Genomic DNA, 26,349 nt, shown 5'->3' with positions numbered 1-26,349 from the left:
TAAGCATTAAAAATGCCAGACAGGAGGTACGATCATGCCGACAACAGAAAGAACCGCAAGACTTAAAAACCGATGCCGCTTCAAACATGTCGCAGGAGGAGAATATGTAGACCCTAGTGTAAAGGCCGGAGTGGAACGCGCCAGACTTATCACCCAGGCTCACAAAGAAAATATCGGAGAGCCCAACTGCATCCTCCGGGCCAGAGGACTTGAGAACATCCTTAAAAACATTACCATCCACATCCAGGACGAAGAGCTGATCGTAGGGGGCAATACGGAACATCCTGATTACTTTCCAATATATCCGGAACTTTCCTATTTTTCAACAGTGGATATGGTTGAAAGCCATTACTGCGAGCATAAGGAAGAAATGCGGGAAATCGCAGAATACTGGAGACCTTATACCATTCAGAGAAAAGCGGAAAAATATTTCACCCCTGAAGAAATTGGGGTCCTGTATTCCGCAACTATAGTCCAACCACCCATGTTTGTCACAGCCTTTTCCAGCATTGTGCCCAATTATGAATCCGTTATTGAAGATGGGCTGCTGAAAAGAATCGAAGTCGTTGAACAGAAAATTGCTGATGCTGAAACGGAAATACGCGAATCTCCCTGGAATGCGCCGAAGAAACTGCATTATCTGGACAAGATAGACCAGTGGCAGGCCATGCTCATTGCCATGAAAGCAGTGGTAGGATGGGCCCAAAGGCACGCCAGGCTGGCTAAAATTATCGCTGAAAATTTTTTGACCGATCCAAAACGAAAAGAAGAGCTGCTCGAAATTTCAGAGATCTGCCGACACGTCCCCGCCTATCCCGCCAGAGGCTTGAAAGATGCCATGCAATCCAAATGGTTCACTTTCCTTCTTTGTCACAGTATCGAACGTTACAGCAGCGGTTATGGGCACAAAGAAGACAAGCTTCTCTGGCCCTATTTTCAAAAGAGTGTGATTGACAAAACCGAGCAACCCATGACCCGAGAAGAGGCTGTTGAACTTTTCGAATGCGAAAGGCTCAAAGTTTCCGAACACGGCAGCACCAGGGGTAGACAACTCAGGGAGTTTTTCGCAGGTTCCAACGACCTGTTCATCCTCACCCTTGGCGGGATCAATCCGGATGGGTCAGATGCCAGCAATGACTGCACCAATGCCATTCTGGAGGCTGCAGAAAGTATCATCACCACAGAACCGTCCATTGGCTTCCGCTGGAATGAAAAAGGTAATGTGGAAACCAAAAAAAAGGTTTTTAACTGCATCAAAAAAGGATTTGGATTCCCCTCCATTAAAAATGATGAGATGAACACCCAGCAATTGATCAAATATTTCAATGTTCCTGAAGAGGTTGCCAGAGACTGGGCACTTGTGCTGTGCATGTCCCCTGGCATCACGGGACGGAGAGGCACACAGAAAACTCGCAGTGAAGGCGGATCAGACGTATATCCGGCAAAAGCTATGGAAATTGCCTTGACCAATGGGTTCGACGAATTTTTCACTAATATGCAATTGGGTCCCGAAACCGGAAATGCCGAAGATTTTGCCAGCTTTGGACAGGTCTGGGAGGCAGTGAAGTTACAGCTCAGGTATGCCATTGAACTCAGCCTGAGGTCCAAAGACGTAGGTCGTATCATGGAATCCAAATATCTTTGCTGTCCATTCATTTCAAGTATTGATGATGGATGCGTTGAAAAAGGAATGGATGGCAATGAACTGGCTGAAGTGGCCAACCCCTGGCACAACCTCATCGGCGGCAGTGTTGTCGTCGTTGACTCCATGGCAGCCATCAAAAAGCTGGTCTTTGACGAAAAAAAATATACCATGACGGAACTGATGGATGCGTTACGGAACAATTGGGAAGACAAAGAAGAAATGCGCCTTGATTTCTGGAACGCACCAAAATTCGGCAATGATAATCCCTATGTCGACGAGATTGCCACCAAGTATTATGACCTGGTGGCCGATGAATGGAAAAGAAACACCACCTATTCAGGCACTTTTCCATTACCGCTGGCCCAGTCTGTGGCGGGTTATATCGTCAATGGCCCCAAAACGGCCGCTACGGCCAACGGCAGGTATGCCGGCGAAGCCCTGGATGACGGCGGCATCTCTCCTTACATGGGTTGTGATAAAAACGGTCCCACCTCTGTACTCAAATCCGTGTCCAAGATCAACGCATCAAAACATAAGGGTATTCTGTTGAATCAGCGCTTATCAACGGTCCTCATGAACAGTGATGCCGGTTTCGATATCTGGCACGCCTACATGAAAACATGGCATGAACTGGACATTGATCATGTCCAGTTCAATGTAATTTCAACAGAGGATATGAAAGCCGCACAGATAGAACCTGAAAAACATACTGATATGCTGGTTCGGATCGCGGGCTACAGTGCAAAATTCATTGACCTTGCACGATATTCCCAGGATACGATTATGGCACGCACGGAACAGGATATTGCGGCTGGATAAGCTGAATTCTTGATTGTTTAAATCATCCCCGGACTTTTGACCGACCGTCCGGGGATGACCCCTAATCCATTATTTTTTAATTAAGGAGTAGATTGATGGCAACCTGTAAAGAATGTAAATTCCTCACCCCCTCCCCTACCGGAGATCCCACCACCGGTGTATGCCTGGTGGAAAGAATGCAGCTCTCTGTTACTCAGAAGACCAAGACAGCCATCAGGGGAAAGATGGTACAAAAAGCCATGGAGGCTTGTCCGAAATTTGAAGCTGGTGAATCATGGAAAGATATTAAAAACCTGCTGTAAGTTCTAATTTCAAATAACGAAGGGTGGACAATCATGACAATTAGTGACTCCGATATAAAACATCTGGTTACACATATACAACATTTTTCTGTCAATGATGGCCCCGGCATCCGGACTACTGTTTTTTTAAAAGGCTGTCCATTGAATTGCGCATGGTGCCACAATCCGGAAAACATCCATACCTTTCAGGAATTTTTCTATCACGAGGACAAATGCGTAAAATGTGGTGACTGTGCTGAGCATTGCCCGGAAAATGTCATTATTCCACCCCGGATTCAATATGTGGAAAATCCTGTCCAGAGTGTCCGATTCGGGGATGGGGATGGGTCCATTCCCACAAGCCTTCGGGGACATCATCCTCCCCCCGCTTTTTCCGTTGAAAAGGAAATCGAAGCAATTGATCCCCCTCGTATCGACCGCGAAAAATGCACACGATGCATGGTCTGTGTGGATGTTTGCACCCATGATGCCTTGACTTTCGTCAGCACCTTGAAAAGCGTAGAAGACATCTTCGACGACGTTTTGAAAGACGACATCTTTTATAAGTCTTCCGGAGGCGGGTTCACGGTTTCGGGCGGAGAACCCCTCATGCATCCGGATATGACCTTGGCGTTGCTAAAGCGAGCCAAAAAAGAAGGATTAAACACCGTCCTGGATACCTGTGGATTTGCCAACTGGAATTCCAGTCAACCCATTCTTGAATATGTAGACCTGATAATGCTGGATATCAAATCCCTGGACGATCAGAAACACAAAAAATGGACCGGCGTATCCAACCAGCTGATTCTGGAAAATGCCAAAAAAATGTCCCAGACTGGTATCCCGATGCGCCTCAGACTACCCATTATCCATTCGGTGAATTTCTGGGATATTCAATATCCCAAAGACATTGTCACATTTGCCAGAACCTTGGGTAAAAACATCTGCGGCATAGATCTTCTCCCGTTTCACAATTTTGCGGCTAAAAAATTCGGAAATATCGGCAGAAAAGGTTATTTTGATACTTTTCCCAATATTTTTAGAAAAGAGATAGAAGATTATAAAGACATCATAAGGAAGGGCGGGCCCTGGCAGACAACCATCGGCGGGTTGATCGGAGTACAATGAAAATGAAACAGCAAATGGGCATCCTCACCAATATACAGAAATTTGCCTCCAATGACGGACCGGGCATTCGAACCACGGTGTTTCTGAAAGGCTGCCGGCTGAACTGCAAGTGGTGCCACAATCCGGAAGGAGTAAGACACTTTCCTGAAGTGTTTCATTTCTGGCCCAACTGCATCAACTGCGGGAATTGCAGAACAATATGTCCGGCCGATGCCATGACCGAAACCCGAAAAGCACCGACATATCCCGATCAAAAAGGCTGGAAAGGAAAAATCGGTTCAAAAATCATTACCATCAACAAAGAAAAATGTCTGAACTGTTTCCAATGTGTTGAAGTCTGTGATTTCGATGCCTTGGTCGTCAGTGGAAAATTCATGACCGTGGACGAAGTTATGGATGAAGTTGAAAAAGACATTTTATTTTACAATGAGTCGGGCGGCGGCCTGACCCTTTCCGGAGGAGAACCTACGGCCCAACCGGAATTCACCATGGCCTTGCTGAAGGCGGCAAAGGAAAAAAAGATCAACACCGCTTTGGATACCAGCGGATATCAATCCTGGCCCATTCTGGAAAAAATTCTGGATTATACAGATTATGTCCTGTACGATCTTAAACACCTTGACCGCAAAAAACACATTAATTTTACCGGTGTCTCAAACGATCTGATTTTAGAGAACCTTGAAAAAATTATATCCCGGAATGATCTTACCACATACATACGTGTACCGCTCCTTCCTGGAGTGAATGATTCTGAAGAAAATCTTCAGGCAACCGGAAAATACATCCAATCACTGGGTCTAAAAACGGTTTATCTGTTGCCGGCTCATCCGTTTGCAGGTCAGTCCTATCGCCTTGTAGGCATTGACTACCCGTTTCCCATTGGAGAAAGTTATCCTGAAGAAAAAGCGAAAATCGCTCAAACCATACTGACGTCCTACGGCCTTGATGTGAAAATGTGGATCGCCTGGGTTGAAGACCACATCTCAGACAAGTCTTCATTAAATCAGACCGATACAGTTCTCACAAAGTGATATGGTCTATTGTACCTTGCAAAATAATGACTTTGAAACCCGATCACTTTCAATCAACTTCAATACATAGGTGATGAATTGAACGATAAAACAAATGCCACCCTGACAGTTCCTGAAAATGATCCTTTTTTTTATGCGGACAGCAATACACTGAACCTCTTGGACAGACTCCACAAAATTTCTGAAAAACACCCAGTGAATATCCTTGTCGCAGGACGGCAAGGATGCGGAAAATCTTCTATTGTCAGACAATTTGCAGCTGTGCATAAAAAACCTCTGGCCACGTTTCAGGTAGGCATCCTTTCAGAACCTGGACAGCTTTTTGGCGAATATACCCTGGAAAATGGTGAAACCCGTTATAAACAATTTCTGTTCCCAATGGCCCTTCAAACCCCCAACTGCATTATTCATCTTGAAGAAATCAACCGGCCCGAAAACCCCAAGGCGCTGAATATGCTTTTTTCAATTCTGTCCGATGACCGACAGGTCTGGATGGATGAGCTGGGTTTGCTGAAAGTTGCGCCCGGAGTGATCTTTTTCGCCACCTTGAACGAAGGAGATGATTTTGTCGGTACAGAACTCCTTGACCCAGCTCTTCGCGACAGATTTCATGTCATTCTGATGGACTTCCTTCCTAATGACGTTGAAAAAGAAGTGCTAATCAATAAAACCCATGTCGGTGTCGAACAGGCAGATACCATTATTGACGCGGTCAACACCTTGAGGAGTGATTTTGAACTTTCGGTGGAGGTTTCAACCCGGACCGTTCTCATGATCGGAGAAATGGTTGCGGTGGGAGCCACACTCAAAGAAGCTTTGACCACGTGTCTGCAGACCAGCAAGGAAACTCTGGAATCCATTTTGCTATCCCTGCATGTCAAACATGGATATTTAGAAAAAGACAGTTATGAATACCGAAAGTTCTAAAAAAAACAGGGAAAGCCCACAGTGTTTCAAAATTGCTGAGGAGGATGGATATTCAGAGTTCTGGCGAAGAGACAAATCACCAGTGGAAACCCTTGAACTTGCGAAACTTCTGGTTTCTCTCAGAAAAGTCGTATCCCATGTCGGACGTAATGCCGGGACAGTGTCATGGAAAGACACCATTGAAAGTGAAATCATCATAGACCCGAACCCTGTGCTTGGCAAATATCCGGTACCAGCCTCAGAAACAGACAAACTGGTGGGACAGGCAATTCATCTGGCCTATAAAAATATTGAAATGAGCGATTATGCACTTAAGCTCGCAAAATCAAGATTGAACCTGTCTTTCCGCTATATGTACAAATTCGAATTGTATTTTAAAACATGCGAAAGCGTATATTTTGACAATCTTTCAAACCAGACAATATTGAGTGTATATACTGAAAAATCGAGGAAGAAAAAAATTCAGGATGCACTGGATGTCACTTCCCATCCTCCTTCTCTGGCTGAACTGTTTGCCATATGGTGGGACATTGCTGCGCAAAGGAGGGAGGCCCGGTATCTGGAAGAATATACCGACACCTCGGCCCGGAGATTGATGGGACAATCTAGTCTTGAAAAATTTTACAAAAAACCGATCCGGATATTAAACAATATGGTCCCGGCCCTGATTCAAGAATGTCCGAAAATCAACGGGGTCTCGGAACGATGCGATTTCCGGTCCAAACTGTACTTGTCAACCTGGGAAGAACTGTTCGCCTATATCAAATTCTGGCCCATTGATAATTCTGATGTATTTTTGCAGGCCAGAAAACAGGAAGCCCAGCATCTGAAAGGGATAAAAAAATCCTTGACCCTGCCGGAACTGATTTTTTCCGAAAAATTGGGAAAAGTTGTCAAAAAAGAAATTTCTCCCATCAAAGACATTCTAAAAGAACAGATGATTGACAGCTCAGCAGTTGCCGTGGAAGAAAATCATATCGTGCTGCCAGCCGACAATTATGTAAACAAAAAACTGCTTCAGGACCTGGCCTCGGTGTTCAAGGCCGTGGCGGTCCGGGAAAACATTTACAACCGGGGACTTACCAGCGGTAGTATTGATCGACGGAGACTTTACCGGGCACACACATCAGGGACGATATTCAATATCAAAAAAAATGAATTCAATCTGCTCAATGATATCACTCTCATCATTGACGCCACCGGATCAATGGCAGCGACCAACAAATGGGAACATACCCAGGAGATATTTCAGACCCTGTTTCTGGCCATCGAAAAATTCAATAAAAAAGCAAGTCTTTTTGCCTATAATGAAGTCCGTGACCGTTGTCTGCTGACAGAACTTTACAAAAAAGGAAAATTTTATACCATCCAGCCCCATGGGAAAACCGCGTCCGGTGAAATTCTCAAGACCCTGGTCCAAAGAATCAAAAGCAAAAATAAAAAACCGATTTTCATCCACATTACGGATGGTGCCTCCAATTGGGGTTGTCCTGTTCAAGAGGCTATCAATCTTTGCAAAGAGAACAGAGTCTTACTTTTAACCATTGGTGTGAACTGCAGCGAGGAAAACCAGACCCTTCTAAAATCCGAATACGGCAAACTGGTTCAATTTGCGAAAACAGCCGATCAACTTCCAGGGTTGCTGCGAAATCTACTCAACCGAGGGAAGAGGACGTTTTCGCAATAATACAAATTCATGTGATCCTAAATTTCTCTCAGGCATTGGAGAGCTTCTTGACGGACAATTCTTGACCATAAATTTATTGGGTATGCATGCGGACGACATTCTCAAACATCTTTACCAATATGAGAGAAGTTTCTCAGCCGCAGCCGAAGGAGTGATCTTCTCATCCCGGACCTGCTGGGAAAGCACCGGAATTTGCCTACAGATGGCTTCGTGGTTATGAAAACGTCTTTTCAACCCGTCTTCCACCAGGGTCCACATCCACTCCAGAGCCTGACTTTTGCGGCGCTGGTCAAACTCCCCGGACCGCTTGACAATGTCCTGATGTGCCCGCACTTTTTCCCATACGGGCACGGTGCCGTTTTTTTCAACGGACGAGCAGGTCATCACCGGGGTCTGCCAGGAGGCGGTTGCCGGCAGGATCAGGTGCATGGCGTTTTCCAGGTCTTTTTTGGCCCGGGCCACCCGGTCCTGGTTGTCCCCGTCCGCCTTGTTGATGGCAATGCCGTCCGCCAGTTCCAGGACCCCTTTTTTGATACCCTGGAGCTCATCCCCGGCCCCGGCGATCATGAGCACCAGGAAAAAATCCACCATGGCGGCCACGGCCGTTTCAGACTGGCCCACGCCCACGGTTTCCACCAGGATCACATCAAAACCGGCCGCCTCGCACACCAGCATGGTCTCCCGGGTTTTGGCGGCCACACCCCCTAAGGTCTCGCCGGCAGGGGACGGCCGGATAAAGGCGTTGGCGTGGACGGCCAGTTTTTCCATCCGGGTCTTGTCCCCCAGAATGGATCCACCGCTGCGCCGGCTGGAGGGGTCCACGGCCAGCACGGCCACCTGGTGGCCGGCATCCGCCAGATAGACCCCTAAATTTTCAATAAACGTGCTCTTGCCCACCCCGGGCACACCCGTGACGCCCAACCGGGTGCTGTTGCCGGCCATGGGCAGAATCTGCTCCATGATCTTTGCCGCCATCTCCTGGTGGGCCGGCACCCTACTTTCGATCAGGGTCATGGTTTTGGCGATCATGCGCCGGTTCCGGTCTTTGACCCCCTGAATCAGGGTTTCCAGATCCATTTCCGGCATTTTTTACGCCCCCAGGATATTCAAAATCTGGTTGGCGGAATCGGTCACCACGGTACCGGGCCCGAAAATGCCGGCCGCGCCGGCCGTTTTCAAAAACGCATAATCCCCGGGCGGGATAATACCGCCCACCACCACCTGGATGTCGGACGCTCCCTGTTTTTCCAGTTCATCGATCACCTGGGGCACCAGGGTTTTATGGCCGGCGGCCAGGCTGGACACCCCCACCACATGGACATCGTTTTCCACGGCCATTTTGGCGGCTTCCTCCGGGGTCTGGAACATGGGGCCTAAATCCACGTCAAACCCGAAATCCGCATATGCCGTGGCAATCACCTTGACGCCCCGGTCATGGCCGTCCTGGCCCATTTTGGACAACAAAATTCTGGGCCGTCGGCCGGTCTGTTTCTCGAAATCCGCCGTGCGTTTGCGCAGCGATGCCAGAATCTCCGGGTCCGTGTTCTGGGCATACACCCCGGAAATACACTGGGTGGTGGCCACAAACCGGGTGAACACCTTTTCCATGGCATCGGAGATCTCCCCCACCGTGGCTCTGGCCCGGACGGCGGGCAGGCAGGCGGCCAAAAGGTTGCCCCCGGTTTCACACGCCGCTGTGATCTCATCCAGGGCTTTTTTCACAGCCTCGCCGTCCCGGGTTTTCCGGGTCTGTTCCAGGCGGGCCACCTGTTCGTTGCGCACCTCTTCAGACACTTCTCTCACCGGGATCGGGGTTTCATCGTCCACCCGGTATTTGTTGACGCCCACAATCACATCCTTGCCCTGGTCGATGCGGGCCTGGCGCTTTGCCGCCACCTCTTCGATGCGCATCTTGGGCATGCCTGACTCGATGGCTTTGGCCATGCCGCCCAGGTCCTCGATCTCTTGCAGGATCTTTCGGACCTCGTCGATGATGTTCTGGGTCAGGGTTTCCACATAATAGGACCCGCCCAGAGGATCCACCACATCACAGATATGGGATTCCTCCTGAACAATGATCTGGGTGTTGCGGGAAATCCGGGCAGAGAGTTCCGTGGGCAGGCCCACGGCTTCGTCAAAGGAGTTGGTGTGCAGGCTCTGGGTGCCGCCCAGCACGGCGGACAGGCACTCCAGGGTGGTGCGGACAATGTTGTTGTAAGGATCCTGCTGGGTCAGGCTCCACCCCGATGTCTGGCAGTGGGTCCGCAGCATCTTGGATTTGGGGTTTTTGGGATTGAACTGACTCATCAGCTCGGCCCACAAAAACCGGGCCGCTCTGAGCATGGCAATGTCCATGAAAAAATTCATGCCGATACCGAAGAAAAAAGACAGCCTGGGGGCAAACTTGTCGATATCCAGGCCCGTGGCCAGGGCCGCCTTGACATATTCCAGCCCGTCGGCCAGGGTAAAGGCGGTCTGGAGCACGGAATCGGCCCCGGCTTCCATGATGTGGTACCCGGAAATACTGATGGTGTTGAATTTGGGCATATGATCCGAACAGAACCCGATGATGTCGGAAATGATCCGCATGGACGGTTCCGGGGGATAGATATAGGTGTTGCGGGTCAGATATTCCTTGAGAATGTCGTTTTGAATGGTGCCCGTGAGCTGCTCATGGCTGACCCCCTGCTCTTCGGCCGCCACGATATACCCGGCCAGAATCGGCAGCACGGCCCCGTTCATGGTCATGGACACGGACATTTGGTCCAAAGGGATTTGATCGAACAAAATTTTCATGTCTTCCACGGAATCGATGGCCACGCCGGCTTTGCCCACATCGCCTGCCACTCTGGGATGATCCGAATCATAGCCCCGGTGGGTGGCCAGGTCAAAGGCCACGGACAGCCCTTTCTGGCCGGCGGCCAGGTTTTTGCGGTAAAATTCGTTGGATTCCTTTGCCGTGGAAAACCCGGCATACTGGCGGATGGTCCAGGGCCTTCCTGCATACATGGTGGCTTTGGGTCCCCGGACAAAGGGATCGAATCCCGGCAGGGTGCCGGCACATGCCAGGTCTTGGGTGTCCAGATCCGTGTACAAGGGTTTGATGTCGATCCCTTCGGGTGTTTTTTTAGTCAGAGACGACAGCGGTTTTCCCCGCAGTTCCTTTTCGGCCAGCGCTTCCCATTTTTGAATATCAGACGGATGAGACATGGTTATCCTCCAGATTTGTCTGTCACAGGTTATGTCAGGGGTTGGTTATTTTCTTTGTTACCGTTCACACAACTCCACCAGCACCCCGGCCGTGGCTTTGGGGTGCAGAAACGCGATTTTGGCACCGCCGGCCCCTTTTCTGGGGGTTTGATCGATCAGCTGAATCCCTTTTTCCTTGAGTTCGGCCAGGGCCTCTTCGATATTTTCCACCTGAAACGCCACATGCTGGATGCCTTCGCCTTTTTTCTCGATGTATTTGGCAATGGGCCCGTCCGAGGCTGTGGATTCCAGGAGCTCCACCTCGCTTTCCCCCACGGGCAGAAACGCAGTGGTCACCTTCTGTTCTTCAACGGTTTCCGTGCCTTCCAAAGAAAGCCCCAGCCCGTCCGTCCAAAAATTTTTCCGGCCGTCAATGCTGTTGACGGCAATGCCCAGATGATCGATTTTCAATATTTTCATTCTGACCCTCCTTTTTTTTACACCCGGTTGACCCATTGTTTTCACAACCTCTATCTATAGTGGGATCACCTAATGAAAGTCAACCTTAATTGATTATAATAGAATGCTAATTAAAATCAGGATGTTCAGCTGACGCGTAAACATCGGAATTCACCCGGATTCACAGGAAAGGCCCGGGCCGATCGGCAGCAGGCCGCCCGGCACAGGTCATTTCATCCACCGGGATTGACATTTTCACCCACGTTCACTATGTTCTTGCGCATCTTTATCGACCCGAAACCATGGAATTTAACAGACAATGACCCCATCCGATCTGGCCCGATACCTGAAAACCCCGCTGGCCATCGGCGACAAAACCATCAACGGCCGCATGGTTCTGGCCCCCATGGCCGGCATCGGACATGTGGCGTTCCGGGAACTGATTGCAGAACAGGGGGGATGCGCACTGCTGTTCACGGGTATGTGTTCGGCCAAAGCCGTTCCCCATGAAAACCCGGCCATATCCATGGTGTTTCGCTGGCGCACGCGGGAACTGCCCTCCACGGTGTGCCAGATCTTTGGGTCGGATCCGGCAGACATGGCCCGGGCCGCCCGGCGCATCGAAAAAGAGGGCTTTTTCGGGGTGGACCTGAATTTCGGGTGTTCCGTGGCGGCCATCTGTAAAAAAGGGTGCGGGGCCGCATTGCTGAAAACCCCGGATCAGGCGGTCCGCATTGTGGCGGCCGTCAGACAGGCCGTGGACATTCCCGTGTTTGTCAAATTCCGCACGGGATGGGCGGATGACCCGCAATTTGCCGCAGACATGGCCTCACGGTTTGAACATGCCGGGGCTGATGCTTTGACCTTTCATCCCCGGGTGGCGCCGGACCGCCGCAACCGGCCGCCCCGATGGGATGCCATCACTAAGGTGAACCAGGCCGTGGCCATCCCCGTCTTTGGCAACGGCAATGTTTTCACCATGGAAGATGGGATACGTATGCTGACACAAACCAAATGTCAGGGCCTGTCACTGGGCCGCATGGCTGTGGCGCAACCCTGGATTTTCGCCCGGTGGACGAATGCTGCGCAAGTGGATGAAGCGATCTATCACACCACGGCCCGGCGCCTGCTCGACCTGCTGGACCATCACTATCCAGCTCCTTTCAACCTGAAGCTGTTCAAGAAATTCGCCCCCTATTTCTGCGCCAATTTCAAGTTCTCCCTGTTTCTGCTGAAACAAATCAACCAGGCCAAAACCATGGAAGAGATGAAACAGCGCATTGACGACCTGTTTGTTCCCTGCCCCAAAACCCTGTCTGTTCCCAATTTAAGCCTGTTTGTCTAAATGGTTCCGACTTACAGCCCCAGGATGCTCAACCCCTCTTCAAGTTCAAAATAAGGTTTGATCTCATACTGATATCCCGGCACACCGAAATAAATGGCCAGACTGTCCCCGATGGCCTGCAATCCTTCCGCCAGCCGGCTGTTATCCAGTTCATAATAGGTCAAAGAATGCATGCCCGTGCGTTTGCTGGCCGAGATGTAAGGCCCTTTTTTGGTGATGAAATCCGGCAGAGGCGGGGCGGTCAGGTACCGTTTGGCAATCTCTTTGGTGCTTTCCGGGGGATAGGTGACATTGGAAACAACGATCATGGTGACACTCCTTTTCAGTCTTTGTTACTCACAAAAAACTCTTCAATAATATTTTCTGATATCAAATGGTTGCCGTATGCAGCCGCCATTTGCCTGTCTTCAAATTCAGACACCTGGATCAGATACCAGGTGTTGCCGCCGCCCGTGGTTGTCTTTATCCTTGCATCCACACCCTTTTGCGTCAAATTCACCACAAACTGTCTGGCATGGTTCTCTTTCAAATATGCCGCCACCTGAATGGTAAAGGGTTTTGGCACACGTTCTTCAATCACGGTTTTGGTTTTTTCCACGGGTTCCGGCTCGTCAACAAAAAACACCGGATAAAAGATGAACATGAGCGCTCCTGCGCACAACGCCCCTATGATGCCGGCTTTCAGATAAAACCGCCACCGGGCCTGAATGGAGCGGCCGGACCCATCATGCGGGTTTATAAAAGGAATCGCTGCCCACCCGGCCCCGGCAACGCGGTAACGCAGGTTTCGCCCTGCCTGCCGGATTTTTTCCAGGATCCCGGCAACAGGCACGGATGGCCTGATTGTTTTTCCTGAAATGGCTTGTTTTCCGGATGCTTCCCGGATCGCCTCATCGGAATAGACCGCCTTTTTCCGGAACGGGGTGCCTGTCAGCCTTTGAATATCCTGCTGAAAATCGATCTTTAAATCAGGATCTTCCATCACCTTTGCATACACTTGTCTGGCAATGAAATCCATTCGCCCGGTGTCCAGAAAAACCCGGGCCAGCAGCGGCACCAATCCGGAATTTCTGTGATGCGTCTGAGCCAGACGGGTCAGCAGGGCCTGGTCTCTGGTTGTCACCTCGTCATCTTTTGCCAGCTGTTCCAGCCACAGGGCCGCCAATGCATCATCATGGGGTTCCAATGACAGATATACCCAGACCGCCTGCCTGAAAGCATCGGATTTTCTGTCAAATGTCAGTGCAAACCGGGCCAGAGACCGGGTCATCAATAATGTCAATTTTTTTGATCGGACCGGAGACGGTAAAAACGAATCATAGATCCGGACCGCCTGAAGGTATTTTTTTTCAGCCCGGGCCGGAATACCGGCCTGTTCCCACACTTTTGCCTCATGAATCCGTTTTTGAATCATCCGGACGCCGGCCAGATGCATCAAAGCACTGATCACACCGAAACAGACACCGGTCAAACCGATAAAAAACCCCGCCTGCCACGGACGGGAACTCAGTTGACTGAACCAGGGCAAAAAATAAAAACAGGCCGGCACTGCCACCATCAGGGTCAGCCAGAGCCGGATACTGATATTTCTCAACCATGGGATCACCGAACGGTTTCTCCACAAAGAACCTGTCCTCGTTTCACAGCCACAATAATTCCGGGGCGGGAATCCCGGGAATCCATGGGACACCCCGTATCCGGATCTATTTTTTCAAACCGGATCTCCCTTGGCACCGGAAAATTCCTTTCCGGTTCATCCGCCAGTGCCTGTTGCATGAACCGGGCCCAAATCGGGGCCGCGCCCCTGCCGCCGGTAATTCCGGCCCCGTTTTTGTCCCGCAGCGGGTCCCGCTTGTCAAATCCGACCCATACGGAAGTGCATAAGGTCGGGGTGAATCCGGTAAACCAGGCATCCATGAAATTGTTGGAAGTGCCTGTTTTTCCGGCACAGGACCGGGTGAACCCATGGTCCCGGACCCTTCGGCCGGAACCGGTGTCCACCACTGCTTTCATCATATCCACCACCTGGTAGGCGATGGCCGGGTCCAGCACGGGCTGGTCCTGAACAATGTGTTCGAACAGAACCCGGCCAAAGGCGTCCTCCACCCGCCAGAACAAAAACGGATCATGCCGGATCCCTGAGTTGGCAAACACGGAAAATGCGGCCGTCATTTCCAGCGGCGTGACATCGGCAGTGCCCAGGGCAATGGAAAAGACATCCTGCATCGGGCTGTTGATGCCGCATCTTCTGGCCGTATCAATCACGGCATCCGGCCCGGTGCGTTGAACCAGCTGGGCCGCAACGGTATTCACGGACCGGGTCAGTGCGGTTTTCAACACCATATTTCCCTGAAATCTGCGTTCAAAATTTCGCGGCTGCCAGTCCGGGGCTCCTGTCACGGGAATGGTCACGGATTGATCGGTCATCAGGGTGCCCGGGTGCAGCCCGTCTTTTTCAAATGCCGCATAATAGACAAACGGTTTAAATCCGCTACCGGCCTGACGCCGGGCATGGGTGGCCCGGTTGAATTCACTGTCAAAATAATCACGCCCCCCCACCATGGCCCGCACGGCACCCGTGGCCGGTTCAATGGCCACCAGTGCCCCCTGGGGCCGGGACGGTTTTTCACCTGAAATGCCCATTTCCTGATCCAGCCGATCCAGGCCCTGCCGCAACGAGAGCTTTGCCAGGTCCTGGAGCCGGGGATCCAGGGTGGCATAGACACGGATGCCGCCGTTGTACACCACATTTTCGCCATAGACATCGATCAGCGACTTGACCAGTGCATCCAGAAAATAACTCCCGCTTCGGGCATCTTTTTTCTCCCGGTTGAGTTCCGGTATGTCCGATGCCGCCAGGGCCGCCTGATCTTCAGAGATATACCCCGTGTCCTTCATGCGCTGCAACACCAATTGTCTTCGTTTCAGGGCCCGGTCCATATGACGAAACGGGTTATAGGCCGTGGGGGATTTGGGCAGGCCTGCCAAAAGCGCTGCCTCGGACAGGGTCAAATCCCGGGCTGATTTTCCGAAAAACGTGTCCGCCGCTTTTTCAATGCCCTGGGCACCGGCACCGAAATGAATCTGATTGATATAGACTTCCAGGATTTCCGCCTTGGAATGGGTGACCTCGATCTGAAACGATACCAAAAGCTCCCTGAATTTTCTGGAAAACGACTGTTCAAAGGAAAAAAACAGATTTTTGGCCAGCTGCTGGGTAATGGTGGAGGCCCCCTCCACCCGGCCGGGTTCAAACAGGGTGACATACAAAGCCTTTGCCGTTCGAAGCTTGTTGATGCCGTGATGCTGAAAAAACCGGTGGTCTTCCGTGGCCACAATGGCATTGATGAAATCAGGAGACACCCGGTTCAAAGGAACGCTTTCCCGCTCGCCCAGACGCAGCACCACCTGGCCGGAGGCATTGTACACAAGGCTCTGGGGGGTTTCAATGATCCGGCTCAGATCTTCCGGCAGCCGGGGCAGATCCGAGGCCGTATACAGTATCAGGAGGGTGAGCAAAAAAATACCCGTACAAACCAGGATGAGACCTGTAAAAAAGACCAGGCGCGCCGCCCTCCATATGCTTAAAATGCCTTTCATGAATGGGCCCCTTTGAGGATCAGGCCCAGCTGCCATACGGTCCACTCCCTGGCATTGACAAACAGCACCCGGACCCCGGTCTGGTGACGGAATTCAAAGCCCAGCCGAATGAATCCGTCTTCCGCTTCGTTCCAGATCCCCACCCGGGAAATGACGCCTTCCTGATCCAGGAGCAGATCCGTATCCGGCAACAGGTCCGGAATCATTTCTGCGGGCAGCTTGAATACGGCATCAAAAAACCGGTTTACCGGATAAATGCGGCCTGAAAATTCATCAAATGCCTCCAGCGTGCCTGGTTTCAGATATTTTTTTTCCGTGATGGCCGTCAGGGCATCCTGTGTGAGTTCAATCTGGTGGATCACCCGGTTTCCCGTGTTGATGAAATAGATCTTTATCCCGTTTTTCAGGCCTTCACAAAAAATGCGGTCCGTGACATCGCCGTTGAGCAGCCAGATGAGACGGGCCGGCTCCAGGATCTGCCTGGCATGGGTTAACGGCAGGGTCCGATACAGGTCTTTGAAATGCGACTTGTCCAGCGTGACCCATTCTCCGGGCAACAGATGATGGACAATACCGGAAAAAGAATCGGCACGGTGGGCGAACGCTTTGGTATCGCTTTTCCGGTCGATCAGCTGGCTCACGGTTTCGTGGGCCGTCAGGGTGTCCCGGCCCAGCTCCCACACCGCGCCCTTTTCAGGCCGGGTTTGATTGATGGCGGCCAGAAACCGGCCCAGAACCTGCTCCCCCCACCCAAACCGATATTCGGAAAATATCAGCATCACGGACAAAATCATCACGCTGATGTTTAAAAAGGAAACCGTCCGTTTCAACCGTTCCCGGATTCCAACGGATTCATACCATTCTATCGTCATAAAAGATATCAGGCCTTGCCCGCTGCTTTCATGGAATCCATGTACACCCGGTAAAAATCGGTATGGGCCTGGATCATCTGGGACAGAACCCCAGGCATCTGTGACAGGTTGTCCGGGCCGACCACACCGTTGACACTGGCATGCAATGCCGTCATGGGATCACCCGTTGTAAAGGAGCTGCCCATCAGCACCAGACAGATCGATCGCCGCACGGACATGTCCAGGGTGTCCATGTGCGCTGAAACAATGTCGCCATCCGGATCGAACCGGTCTTCCAGCATGATCAGCGGATACACATGATAGGCCATTTTTTTAATGGCTTCAGCCTTGTTTGGCGCAGTTTCCACGGTATATCCCAATTGCCCGGCCGCAGCCACCGCCGGTTGCAGAAACGGTCCTTCCAGGGCCAGAATCAGGGTTCTGGGCTGATTCTGGACCGCAGTTTCCGGCCGGAGTCCGGAACCAGACCCAACAGAGGCCCCGGTCCCGCTTTTTTGGGCCGGGATAATAATTTTTTCCTTGCATTTCGGACAATTGAGGACGGCATCCCTGTCTTTGGGAATTTTATGATCCGGAATATTGAACTGGGAATGACAATTTTTGCACTGTATGTTCATGATTCAGGGCCCCCTTTGTAGCCCCGGTCAATTTCCAGCGAGTCGATCTGGGTGGTGGATTCTCCCCGGGCGCTTTTAATGCTGTCCAGCCCCCGGCCCACCATGTCTTTTCTGGAGGCATAGGCCATGGCAACGGATTCATCAATTTTGCCCTCCCGGAAAAGGGTCACGATATACTCGTCAAATGTCACCATCCCCTGGTGTTTACCGGCCATGATGATCTCATTGAAGGTTTTGCCTTCGGATTCCCCGTTGAGGATAGAATCTCTCACCCGCAGGTTGCTGGCCATGATTTCAAACGCCGCCACCCGTCCGCCGCCGGTTTTGGGCAGCAGCCGCTGGGCCACCACCCATCTGAGCGTGTCTGCCAGGCGGACGCGGATCTGCTTTTCCTCCTGGGTGGAAAACATGCCCAGAATCCGGTTGATGGTCTGTCCGGCATCCACGGTATGCAGGGTGGACAATACCAGATGGCCGGTTTCCGCGGCAGACAGTCCGATCTCCACGGTTTCCCGGTCCCGCATTTCTCCCACCAGAATCACTTTGGGGGCCTGGCGCAGGGCCGCCCGAAGCCCTGAGGCGAACGTGTCGAAATCCATGCCCAGTTCCCGTTGATTGAACGTGGACTGTTTCTGGGGATGCTGGTATTCGATGGGGTCTTCCAGGGTGATCACATGCACGGCCTGGGTGTCGTTGATCCGGTCCAGCAGGGCCGCCAGAGAGGTGGATTTTCCGGAGCCCGTGCCGCCGGTCACAAAGATGATCCCGTTTTTTTCCTCGGCCATCTTGAAAAAAGGGTCCGGCAGATTCAGATCTTCAATGGTGGGAATTTGGGTTTCCAGCTTCCGCAGAATAATGGCATATTTGCCCGACCGTGAAAAGATGTTCACCCGGAATCTGGCCTGGGTGCCCAGCTGGTAGGACAGATCGCAGGACCCTTCTCTCAGAAGGGTTTCAGTCAGTTTCCGGTCATTGTGGATCAGGTTCAAAGCGATGATTTCCGTCTGGAACGGGGTCAATCGCTCAAAATCCGGATCCATTTGCACCCGTGTCAATTTGCCTGAACTTTCCACCTGAAGCGGCTTTCCCGGTGTCAGGTTCAGATCGGACACATTGGGGTGGGCTGTCAGCATTCTGGATAAGATCTGATCGACCTGCTGCTTTTTCATGATTCTCCTGTCAATGTTCGCACATCAGGCTTCGGTAAAATCCGTGGGCGGCGTTTTGAGAAAGGGGCGGAAAATACTTTTGTTGTTCGCTTTGCTGTAGGCTTCATCCGGGCTGATCCACCCTTTTTTGTACAATGTCATGATGGAGTCGTCCAGCAGCTGCATGCCGTATTGTTTCCCCGTCTGGATCATGGAAGGAATCTGATGGGTTTTGGACTCCCGGATGAGATTCCGCACTGCCGGGGTGGCCACCAGGATTTCCAGGGCCGCACACCGCCCTTTTTTGTCAATGCGTTTGAACAACACCTGGGCCACCACGGCCCTGAGCCCGTCGGACAGGGTGGAACGGATCTGGGCCTGTTCCGAGGAAGGAAACACTTCAATGATCCGGTCCACGGTTTTCGCCGCACTGGACGTATGCAGGGTGCCGAAAACCAGATGGCCGGTGGAAGCCGCTTCAATGGCCAGAGAAATGGTTTCCAGATCCCGCAGCTCCCCCACCAGGATGATATCCGGGTCCTCACGCAGGGCGCCTCTCAAGGCGGCGGAAAAGGTATCGGTATGGGTCCCCACCTCCCGGTGGTTCACAATACAGCTCTGGCTTTTGTGAACAAACTCGATGGGATCTTCCACCGTGATAATATGATCTTTTCTGGATCGGTTGGCCTGGTCGATAATCGCGGCCAGGGTGGTGGATTTACCGGATCCCGTGGGGCCGGTGACCAGCACCAGTCCCCGGGGCAGATCCGCCAGTTTTGAGATCACCGAAGGCAACCCCAGCTGCTCCGCGGTCAGAATATCGGAGGGAATTTCACGAAATACGGCGGAAAGCCCGTTCTTCTGCATGAAATAGTTGGCCCGGTACCGGGCCAGGCCCGGAATCTCATACCCGAAATCCACATCCCCGGTCTCTTCAAAGACTTTGATTTTCTCCTGGGAGGTGATTTCATACAGCATTGCCCGCAGTTTGTCCGATGTCAGCCGGTCATACTTGATTCGTTCAATATCCCCGTTAAGCCGAAGCGCCGGCTGCTGTCCCGATGACAGGTGCAGGTCGGACGCGCCCTGATCATGCATCAATTTGAAAAACGCATCTATTTGAGCCATGTGTGCCCTTTTTTAATAATTGGGTGTTTGGAATCTGCCGTTAAAAGCGTTCTTTTGCAAAATCACGCCCGGTTGATAAATTTGAGCGTGGCATCGGTCTCATCGGCCGCCTTGTTTTCTTTCTTGCTCATTTCCAGTAATTTGGCATGAGATTCAATGACTGCACTGACCTGCATTTCCAGTTGAATCCGCTGCCGTTTGAGTTCCATGATATCACTGTGGAGTTGAGAAAGCCGTTTATGGGCCCGGTTCAGAATTTTTTCCGCTTCCACCTGGGCATTGGCAATGGTGACCTGGGCCGATTTTTTGGCGTTGTCCTTCATCTGATCCAATACGTTCTGGGATTGGATCATGGCGTTTTTCATGGCATTTTCCCGTTTGCGGTACCCCTGATTTTCCAGGTCCAGCCGTCTTTTTTCTTCAGTCAGGTTTTCAATGGTCCGGTCCATGGACTCCATCTGAACGGCCACTTCTTCCAGAAATCCATCCACTTCCCGAACATCAAATCCCCTGAAACGGGTTTTGAATTCCTTCTGCCTGACCACCATTGATGTGATACCCATAAAGCCATCCTTTCCATCTGAAATCAAACGGTTACAACACCATGGACCGTGCCAGTCCATGCAGCGTGTTCACCACAAAGGTCTGAAGAAAGATGATACCCATCAGTACGACGATCGGTGAAATATCAATCCCTCCGAAATGGACGGGCAACCTTTTTCGGATCTGATAAAATACCGGTTCCGTTGCGGTATTGATGAACCGGACAATGGGGTTGTAAGGATCCGGGCTGACCCAGGACAACACCGCACCGGCAATAACGATCCACATGTAAAGCGTTAATCCATAATCCAGCACCACGGCGACTGCTTCCAGAAAATTGGCCAATACAAGCATTCAAATACCCTTTCATGTATCATTTTTCCTGAATCTGTTATCAGGCAATCAGATAAAAATCAAGTTTTTTTACCTGGTTAGCAATCCAGAGTCAACCAAACAGCGTGTTTTGATCCAGCGGTTTTACCGCATTCCCGCCATGAACCAATCCGGTATTATTCGGCCCGGGGCATGCGTTATGTGCTTGAATGTCGGCCAATGGTATGATAACTATGTGAATTATATTTTAAAATATTTATTGCGTACCACTGGGGAGGGGCGAATCTGATACGCATAGTCAGACACGGCCCCCGGAATCTTTAGATCTGTAAAAACGGATTAAATCCAAGGAGTAAACATATGGGTCCTGTGAAATTAAATGAAATCAAAGCTGTTTCCTATGACCGGGCGGAAGTGATCAAAGGATACACGGATCGGTCCCTTCACATCAACCTGGCTGATAATGACATCCGCATCGATTCAATTGATGCGGCCGTAAAAGACAAATTCATCGGCGGCAAAGGGTATGATCTGTGGTTCATGTGGCAGGCCGTCAAAGGCACCACAAAATGGAATGATCCGGAGAATGCCCTGTGCATCTCCGCCGGTCCCTTAGGGGGAACCCCGGGATATCCCGGTGGCGGCAAAAGCATCGTCACCACCATTTCCCCGCTGACGGGCGCGCCCATTGATTCCAATGTAGGCGGCTATTTCGGTCCTTACAAAAAATTTTCCGGATTCGACGTAATCACGTTGACCGGCAAGGCAGACCAGGACGTCGTCATTCTTATCGACGGCATTGAAAGCCGGATCAAAATATTTAATGCCGCCGATCTGCCGGACAATGCCTATGATCTGTCCGATGCCCTGACCCGGTATTTTGACGAGGAAAAACCCGTGAACGTCTCTGTGGTGACCGCCGGTCCCGGTGCTGAAAATACGTTTTTCGGATGCCTGAATTTCTCCTGGTATGATGCCGGGCGCAAAAGGGTCCGTTACAAACAGGCCGGCCGGGGCGGCACGGGCACGGTGCTGGCCGACAAGAGAATCAAGGCCGTGGTGGCCCGATATGGGGCTGTTTCCATGAAAAGCAATCAGCCCGCAGATCTGGAAGCGTTGAAAACCGTGACCAAAACCCATGCCAAAGAGATCCATGACCTAGATCCCAAACAGAACCGCATGGCTTTGGTGGGCACCACCCATCTGGTTCCCATCATGAACGACCATGACTGCCTGCCCACACACAATTTCAAATTCGGGTCCCACCCGGGGGCGGCCGTCATCGGTGAAGCCGTGTATGAACATATATTTGACAAGGGCTTTGACGGGTGCTGGCGGGGATGTGCCGTGGCCTGTTCCCACGGAGTCAAGGATTTTTCCCCGTTCACCGGCCCCTTCAAAGGCACCAGGGTGTTTGTGGACGGGCCGGAATATGAAACCGTGGCCGGATGCGGTTCCAACTTAGGCATTTTTGATGCCCACACCATCCTGGAAATCAACTTTTATTGCGATGCCTATGGAATGGATACCATTTCCGTGGGAACCTCCATCGGATTTGTGATGGAATGCTTTGAAAACAAGCTGATCACCCCAGACCATACCGGCGGCATGGACATCAGTTTCGGCAACCGGCTCAACACCCTGGAACTGATCCACCAGATGGCCAGAGGCGAAGGGTTCGGTGCCATTGTGGGCAAAGGCATCCGCCGGATGAAACAGATCTTTGCCGAAAAATTCAATGCTGATCCCGCGTTCATGCAGGATATCGGTATGGAATCCAAAGGCCTGGAATTTTCCGAATACATCACCAAGGAAAGTCTGGCCCAGCAGGGCGGATACGGCCTGGCCCTCAAAGGTCCCCAGCATGATGAAGCCTGGCTGATTTTTCTGGACATGGTCCACAATTTCATGCCCACTTTTGAAAACAAGGCCGAAGCCCTGCACTGGTTTCCCATGTTCCGGACCTGGTTCGGTCTGTGCGGCCTGTGCAAGCTGCCCTGGAACGATATCGTGCCTGAAGACAACAAAGACACCAAAGAACCGGCCAAGGTGATGAAACATATACAATGGTACGCAGATTTCTTTTCCGCTGTCACGGGTAAAAAAACCATGCCCGATGATCTCATCGCCATGAGTGAAGCCGTGTATAATTTCCAGCGGATCTTCAACCTGAAAATGGGATACGGCACCCGGGAACATGACACCCTGCCCTACCGGGCCATGGGGCCGGTGACTGTGGAAGAATATGAAAGCCGTTCGGACCGTTACGACACACAGCTGACCGACACCTACGGCATGGATATCACAGATATGGATACGGCAGCCAAAGTCGCGGCATTGAGAAAAGAACGCGAATCCCAGTATGAACAGCTTAAAGATGCGGTCTATGACCGTCGGGGCTGGACCCGGAACGGAATTCCCACCAAGGAAACGGTTCAGCGTCTGGGCATCGATTTTCCGGAAGTGCTGGAAGTGCTGGCGGAAAACGGGATTCAATAAGGCACAAACCCTTTTTATGATACAGGTGAATGACCAGCCATTTGAGTGGAAACCGGACATGACCATCGCGGATCTGCTGAAACAGATGCCGGATGTCCGGTTCTGCTCCGTGGTCCGTCTCAACGGAAAACTGGTCTCCAGCCCCCGGTTTCGGGAAACCCGGATTCCGGACAACGCGGTCATCCATCTGCTGCCTCTGGTGGCAGGTGGATGATGCCGCCCCCATTTACTGTTAACCCCCAACACAGAGTCCACTATTGAAATCTTTCATCGATTTTCTCAAGCGACTGTTCAAAAAACCGGCGGCACCTTCGCCGTCCCCGCCTGACCCCGGACCCCGGCCTCGTGCCCAAGACACGCCCCATCCCCGGGGTCAAAAAAAACCCATTGCCGAGAAATCGACGGGTCCGGAAAAATCACCCGCACACTCGCCAAAGAGTACCGGAACAGCGCCGAAATCCCAAAAATCGGCTTCCAAACCTTTATGGTCTGTGGACCAGTTTCAAGTACCGCCCCTGGAAGGCAAAACCCGGTTTCATGACCTGGGTCTGCCGGAACCGCTCATGCATGCCGTGGCAGATCTGGGATTTGAATACTGTACCGATATCCAGGCCGCCCTGCTGCCCCATACCCTGGCAGGCAAGGATGCCACGGCCAAGGCCCAGACCGGCACCGGCAAAACAGCCACGTTCATTATCGCCATCATCAAGGCATTTATGGACAAACCCGTAAAAAACAAACCCGGATTTCCCAGGGCCTTGATTCTGGCCCCCACCCGGGAACTGGTCCATCAGATAGAAAAAGATTTCCAGGGCCTGGCCAGATACGCCGGGTGCAATATTTTATCGGTTTTCGGCGGCACGGGGTATGCCCGGCAGCAGCAGACCCTTCAGGATAATTCTGTGGATGTGATTGTGGCCACGCCCGGGCGGCTTCTGGATTTTATCCGGCAAAAAATCATCCAGCTTTCCAAAGTGGAAATCATGGTCATCGATGAAGCGGACCGGATGCTGGACATGGGATTTATTCCGGATGTCCGCAGACTCATTTACATGACCCCGCCCAAAAACAAACGACAGACCCTTTTCTTTTCCGCCACCCTGACCGAAGATGTCTTACGCCTGGCCGATTCATGGACCACCAAAAACCGGGTTCAGATTGAAATCGATCCGGAACAGACGGCGGCGGACAGTATCCGGCAGATTGTCTATCTGACCACGGAAGATAAAAAATTTCAGCACGTTTACAATCTGTTGACGTCTGAAACAATTGAGCGGGTTCTTATCTTTGTGAACCGAAAAGATACTGCCACTTTTTTGAGCAGCAAACTGGACCGGTACGGCCAGAAGTGCAAGGTGCTCTCCGGAGACGTTTCCCAGAACAACCGGTTCAAGGTGCTGGAGCAGTTCAAAAAAGGCACCGTCCGGATTCTGGTGGCCACGGATGTGGCGGCCCGGGGCCTGCATGTTGAAAACATCAGCCATGTCATCAACTATGACATGCCGTTTGAGCCTGAGCATTATATTCACCGGATCGGCAGAACGGGCAGGGCCGGTGCCACAGGCACCTCCATCTCGTTTGCCGATGAAATGAGTTCGTTTCAGATTCCGTTGATTGAAGCGGTGTTAGGCTATAAGCTGCCCTGTGAATATCCGTCCGACATTCTGGAAAATCCATTGCCCAAACCCGCACCCAAAAAGAAAAACACATCGCCTCCCCCGAAAGCCAAAGCCAAATCCAGACGGAGGCGGCGATCCAGGCCACCGGGAAATTACGCCGGGAAAAGCCGTCCGGGTTCCAGTTGACAGGGTCCGGGCATTCAGTGTAAAACCCAGGTGATTTATAACAGCATCTATAATATTTAAGGAGAGGGAAAACTATGTTTGGCCTTGGAATGCCTGAAATTCTGTTGATTCTGGCCATTGCCCTGATCGTGATCGGGCCTCAGAAACTGCCTGAACTGGCAAAAACCTTAGGCCGGGCCATGGGAGAATTCAAACGCTCTGCCCAGGATCTCAAACGCAGTATTGACATGGATACCACTCTCCAGGATGTCAAATCTTCCACCACGGATTTAAAAGATGTGATCAAAGATTCCAAACGGGAAAAACCCGGCAGAAAAAAACCAGACACCACCGATGCAACCCAGGGAACAGATACTGACACCTCTGAAGCCCCGGACCCGGCAACGGATGCTGACACATCATCTTCATCAAAAAATACAAAGGGTGATACACCCGCTGACAAAGAGAACTCAAACGGATAAAATCCATGGAACCTGATGCCAAAAGCCCGTTTACTGAACATTTAGGAGAATTGCGGGACCGGCTGGTCCGGTCTTTCATCGCCGTGGGCGTGGGATTTGCCATTGCTTATGCGTTCAAGGAAAAACTGTTTCAGATCCTTACCTCTCCTCTGGTGACGGCCATGGAAGCCAACGGCAATGCCAAAATGATTTTCACCGGACTGCCGGAAGCATTTTTCACCTACCTTAAAGTATCCCTGCTGGCCGGAATCATACTGGCCACACCCGTATTGTTCTATCAGTTCTGGATGTTTATAGCCCCCGGACTGTACCGGACTGAAAAAAAATATATGCTTCCCGTGGTCATTTTATCCCTGTTTTTTTTCGTGCTCGGGTCTTCATTTGGATATTTCATTGTATTTCCCTATGGGTTTCAGTTTTTTCTGGGATTTGCCACGGATACCATCCAGGCCATGCCCTCCATGAAAGAATACCTGTCCTTTGCATCCAAGATGCTGCTGGCTTTTGGGTTCGTGTTCGAACTGCCCCTGGTTCTTACCTTTATGGCCCGCATGGGCCTGGTGACAGTGCCGTTTCTGAAAAAAAACAGAAAATATGCGTTGCTTTTGTTTTTTGTCGGCGCCGCCCTGATCACCCCGCCGGATGTCATTACTCAGATAATGATGGCTCTGCCGCTGATGGTGTTGTATGAAATCAGTATTATCGGTGCCCGGATTTTCGGAAGAAAACCCATCGGAACCCCGGATGAAACCGATGAAACCGATGAAGAAAAAGAAACGCCGACTGACGATTGAAAGACGTGAACCCGCCGGATTTCTTATTGACTTTGGCA

The 26,349-nt window shown here is 51.4% G+C and carries 24 protein-coding genes; 12 read left to right on the top strand and 12 right to left on the bottom strand.

Annotation, left to right across the window (positions count from 1 at the left end):
* Positions 1-34 precede the first annotated feature (34 nt).
* The 6 genes from K365_RS0106160 to K365_RS0106135 all read left to right on the top strand — a co-directional run bounded on the left by K365_RS0106160 (position 35) and on the right by K365_RS0106135 (position 7,518).
* Complete coding sequence (locus K365_RS0106160; protein ID WP_006966105.1) at positions 35-2,464, top strand: benzylsuccinate synthase subunit alpha; 2,430 nt, start codon at positions 35-37, stop codon at positions 2,462-2,464.
* A 95-nt stretch (positions 2,465-2,559) separates the two neighbouring features.
* Entirely contained in the window at positions 2,560-2,766 is a 207-nt protein-coding gene (locus K365_RS0106155) for a hypothetical protein (protein WP_006966107.1), read from the top strand.
* Between the two features lie 33 nt (positions 2,767-2,799).
* Entirely contained in the window at positions 2,800-3,873 is a 1,074-nt protein-coding gene (locus tag K365_RS0106150) for a glycyl-radical enzyme activating protein (RefSeq protein ID WP_024333913.1), read from the top strand.
* A gap of 2 nt (positions 3,874-3,875) precedes the next feature.
* Entirely contained in the window at positions 3,876-4,904 is a 1,029-nt protein-coding gene (locus K365_RS0106145; protein WP_006966111.1) for a glycyl-radical enzyme activating protein, read from the top strand.
* Positions 4,905-4,982: 78 nt separating this feature from the next.
* Positions 4,983-5,831: an AAA family ATPase gene (locus K365_RS0106140; protein ID WP_006966113.1), complete on the top strand. Its 849-nt coding sequence runs from the start codon at positions 4,983-4,985 to the stop codon at positions 5,829-5,831.
* 82 nt (positions 5,832-5,913) lie between these two features.
* Positions 5,914-7,518 (top strand): vWA domain-containing protein, encoded by a 1,605-nt coding sequence (locus K365_RS0106135; protein ID WP_236609951.1) that lies wholly within the window; start codon positions 5,914-5,916, stop codon positions 7,516-7,518.
* Between the two features lie 111 nt (positions 7,519-7,629).
* Here K365_RS0106135 and meaB read toward each other — a convergent pair whose 3' ends face one another.
* The 3 genes from meaB to mce are packed head-to-tail and all read right to left on the bottom strand — an operon-like array spanning position 7,630 to position 11,187.
* Complete coding sequence (meaB, locus tag K365_RS0106130) at positions 7,630-8,604, bottom strand: methylmalonyl Co-A mutase-associated GTPase MeaB (RefSeq protein WP_006966117.1); 975 nt, start codon at positions 8,602-8,604, stop codon at positions 7,630-7,632.
* A gap of 3 nt (positions 8,605-8,607) precedes the next feature.
* Positions 8,608-10,728 carry a methylmalonyl-CoA mutase gene (gene scpA / locus K365_RS0106125; RefSeq protein WP_024333912.1) on the bottom strand — a complete coding sequence of 707 codons (2,121 nt, stop codon included), beginning with the start codon at positions 10,726-10,728 and terminating at the stop codon, positions 8,608-8,610.
* Positions 10,729-10,785: 57 nt separating this feature from the next.
* Entirely contained in the window at positions 10,786-11,187 is a 402-nt protein-coding gene (gene mce, locus K365_RS0106120; protein WP_024333911.1) for a methylmalonyl-CoA epimerase, read from the bottom strand.
* A 298-nt stretch (positions 11,188-11,485) separates the two neighbouring features.
* Between mce and K365_RS0106115 the strand changes: the two genes are divergently transcribed.
* Positions 11,486-12,511 (top strand): tRNA dihydrouridine synthase, encoded by a 1,026-nt coding sequence (locus K365_RS0106115; RefSeq protein ID WP_024333910.1) that lies wholly within the window; start codon positions 11,486-11,488, stop codon positions 12,509-12,511.
* Between the two features lie 11 nt (positions 12,512-12,522).
* Here K365_RS0106115 and K365_RS0106110 read toward each other — a convergent pair whose 3' ends face one another.
* The 9 genes from K365_RS0106110 to K365_RS0106070 all read right to left on the bottom strand — a co-directional run bounded on the left by K365_RS0106110 (position 12,523) and on the right by K365_RS0106070 (position 20,773).
* Positions 12,523-12,819 carry a hypothetical protein gene (locus K365_RS0106110; RefSeq protein WP_006966126.1) on the bottom strand — a complete coding sequence of 99 codons (297 nt, stop codon included), beginning with the start codon at positions 12,817-12,819 and terminating at the stop codon, positions 12,523-12,525.
* Positions 12,820-12,833: 14 nt separating this feature from the next.
* Complete coding sequence (locus K365_RS0106105) at positions 12,834-14,117, bottom strand: SPOR domain-containing protein (protein WP_024333909.1); 1,284 nt, start codon at positions 14,115-14,117, stop codon at positions 12,834-12,836.
* Complete coding sequence (locus K365_RS0106100) at positions 14,114-16,111, bottom strand: transglycosylase domain-containing protein (protein WP_024333908.1); 1,998 nt, start codon at positions 16,109-16,111, stop codon at positions 14,114-14,116. Before K365_RS0106100 ends, K365_RS0106105 begins: the two co-directional genes overlap by 4 nt.
* A complete protein-coding gene (locus K365_RS0106095) occupies positions 16,108-16,983 on the bottom strand; it encodes a hypothetical protein (protein WP_024333907.1) in 876 nt (291 codons plus the stop codon). Before K365_RS0106095 ends, K365_RS0106100 begins: the two co-directional genes overlap by 4 nt.
* Positions 16,984-16,991: 8 nt before the next feature.
* Positions 16,992-17,600 (bottom strand): zinc-ribbon domain-containing protein, encoded by a 609-nt coding sequence (locus K365_RS0106090; protein WP_024333906.1) that lies wholly within the window; start codon positions 17,598-17,600, stop codon positions 16,992-16,994.
* A complete protein-coding gene (locus tag K365_RS0106085; protein WP_024333905.1) occupies positions 17,597-18,769 on the bottom strand; it encodes a type IV pilus twitching motility protein PilT in 1,173 nt (390 codons plus the stop codon). The genes K365_RS0106090 and K365_RS0106085 overlap by 4 nt, the downstream gene beginning before the upstream one ends.
* 24 nt (positions 18,770-18,793) lie before the next feature.
* Positions 18,794-19,876, bottom strand: a complete 1,083-nt coding sequence (locus tag K365_RS0106080) for a type IV pilus twitching motility protein PilT (RefSeq protein WP_024333904.1) — start codon at positions 19,874-19,876, stop codon at positions 18,794-18,796.
* 62 nt (positions 19,877-19,938) lie between these two features.
* Entirely contained in the window at positions 19,939-20,439 is a 501-nt protein-coding gene (locus tag K365_RS0106075; protein ID WP_024333903.1) for a DivIVA domain-containing protein, read from the bottom strand.
* 31 nt (positions 20,440-20,470) lie between these two features.
* Entirely contained in the window at positions 20,471-20,773 is a 303-nt protein-coding gene (locus K365_RS0106070) for a YggT family protein (RefSeq protein ID WP_006966143.1), read from the bottom strand.
* Positions 20,774-21,112: 339 nt separating this feature from the next.
* Here K365_RS0106070 and K365_RS0106065 point away from each other — a divergent pair, with 339 nt between their 5' ends.
* The 5 genes from K365_RS0106065 (at position 21,113) to tatC (ending at position 26,311) form a co-directional block, all read left to right on the top strand.
* Positions 21,113-23,251, top strand: a complete 2,139-nt coding sequence (locus tag K365_RS0106065; protein ID WP_024333902.1) for an aldehyde ferredoxin oxidoreductase family protein — start codon at positions 21,113-21,115, stop codon at positions 23,249-23,251.
* Positions 23,139-23,465 (top strand): sulfur carrier protein ThiS, encoded by a 327-nt coding sequence (gene thiS / locus K365_RS29215; protein ID WP_337833235.1) that lies wholly within the window; start codon positions 23,139-23,141, stop codon positions 23,463-23,465. Before K365_RS0106065 ends, thiS begins: the two co-directional genes overlap by 113 nt.
* 43 nt (positions 23,466-23,508) lie before the next feature.
* On the top strand, positions 23,509-25,056 hold the full coding sequence (locus K365_RS0106055; protein WP_024333900.1) for a DEAD/DEAH box helicase: 1,548 nt from the start codon (positions 23,509-23,511) through the stop codon (positions 25,054-25,056).
* Positions 25,057-25,130: 74 nt separating this feature from the next.
* The gene (tatB, locus tag K365_RS0106050) at positions 25,131-25,517 is read left to right on the top strand and encodes a Sec-independent protein translocase protein TatB (RefSeq protein WP_024333899.1); all 387 of its coding nucleotides are present in this window, start codon (positions 25,131-25,133) and stop codon (positions 25,515-25,517) included.
* 5 nt (positions 25,518-25,522) lie between these two features.
* Positions 25,523-26,311, top strand: a complete 789-nt coding sequence (gene tatC / locus K365_RS0106045; protein ID WP_024333898.1) for a twin-arginine translocase subunit TatC — start codon at positions 25,523-25,525, stop codon at positions 26,309-26,311.
* The last annotated feature ends 38 nt before the right edge of the window (positions 26,312-26,349 follow it).

Origin of the sequence: Desulfotignum balticum DSM 7044, assembly GCF_000421285.1 — a bacterium.
GTDB classification, from domain to species: domain Bacteria; phylum Desulfobacterota; class Desulfobacteria; order Desulfobacterales; family Desulfobacteraceae; genus Desulfotignum; species Desulfotignum balticum.
Note: the sequence above shows the minus strand (reverse complement) of the source record. Positions and strands in the feature narration are given on the sequence as shown.

Coding starts and splice junctions, on each gene's coding strand:
- K365_RS0106160 (WP_006966105.1), top strand. CDS start 35: ATGCCGACAACAGAAAGAACCGCAAGACTTAAAAACCGATGCCGCTTC.
- K365_RS0106155 (WP_006966107.1), top strand. CDS start 2,560: ATGGCAACCTGTAAAGAATGTAAATTCCTCACCCCCTCCCCTACCGGA.
- K365_RS0106150 (WP_024333913.1), top strand. CDS start 2,800: ATGACAATTAGTGACTCCGATATAAAACATCTGGTTACACATATACAA.
- K365_RS0106145 (WP_006966111.1), top strand. CDS start 3,876: ATGAAACAGCAAATGGGCATCCTCACCAATATACAGAAATTTGCCTCC.
- meaB (WP_006966117.1), bottom strand. CDS start 8,604: ATGCCGGAAATGGATCTGGAAACCCTGATTCAGGGGGTCAAAGACCGG.
- scpA (WP_024333912.1), bottom strand. CDS start 10,728: ATGTCTCATCCGTCTGATATTCAAAAATGGGAAGCGCTGGCCGAAAAG.
- mce (WP_024333911.1), bottom strand. CDS start 11,187: ATGAAAATATTGAAAATCGATCATCTGGGCATTGCCGTCAACAGCATT.
- K365_RS0106115 (WP_024333910.1), top strand. CDS start 11,486: ATGACCCCATCCGATCTGGCCCGATACCTGAAAACCCCGCTGGCCATC.
- K365_RS0106110 (WP_006966126.1), bottom strand. CDS start 12,819: ATGATCGTTGTTTCCAATGTCACCTATCCCCCGGAAAGCACCAAAGAG.
- K365_RS0106100 (WP_024333908.1), bottom strand. CDS start 16,111: ATGAAAGGCATTTTAAGCATATGGAGGGCGGCGCGCCTGGTCTTTTTT.
- K365_RS0106095 (WP_024333907.1), bottom strand. CDS start 16,983: ATGACGATAGAATGGTATGAATCCGTTGGAATCCGGGAACGGTTGAAA.
- K365_RS0106090 (WP_024333906.1), bottom strand. CDS start 17,600: ATGAACATACAGTGCAAAAATTGTCATTCCCAGTTCAATATTCCGGAT.
- K365_RS0106085 (WP_024333905.1), bottom strand. CDS start 18,769: ATGAAAAAGCAGCAGGTCGATCAGATCTTATCCAGAATGCTGACAGCC.
- K365_RS0106080 (WP_024333904.1), bottom strand. CDS start 19,876: ATGGCTCAAATAGATGCGTTTTTCAAATTGATGCATGATCAGGGCGCG.
- K365_RS0106075 (WP_024333903.1), bottom strand. CDS start 20,439: ATGGGTATCACATCAATGGTGGTCAGGCAGAAGGAATTCAAAACCCGT.
- K365_RS0106070 (WP_006966143.1), bottom strand. CDS start 20,773: ATGCTTGTATTGGCCAATTTTCTGGAAGCAGTCGCCGTGGTGCTGGAT.
- K365_RS0106065 (WP_024333902.1), top strand. CDS start 21,113: ATGGGTCCTGTGAAATTAAATGAAATCAAAGCTGTTTCCTATGACCGG.
- thiS (WP_337833235.1), top strand. CDS start 23,139: ATGACCGTCGGGGCTGGACCCGGAACGGAATTCCCACCAAGGAAACGG.
- tatB (WP_024333899.1), top strand. CDS start 25,131: ATGTTTGGCCTTGGAATGCCTGAAATTCTGTTGATTCTGGCCATTGCC.
- tatC (WP_024333898.1), top strand. CDS start 25,523: ATGGAACCTGATGCCAAAAGCCCGTTTACTGAACATTTAGGAGAATTG.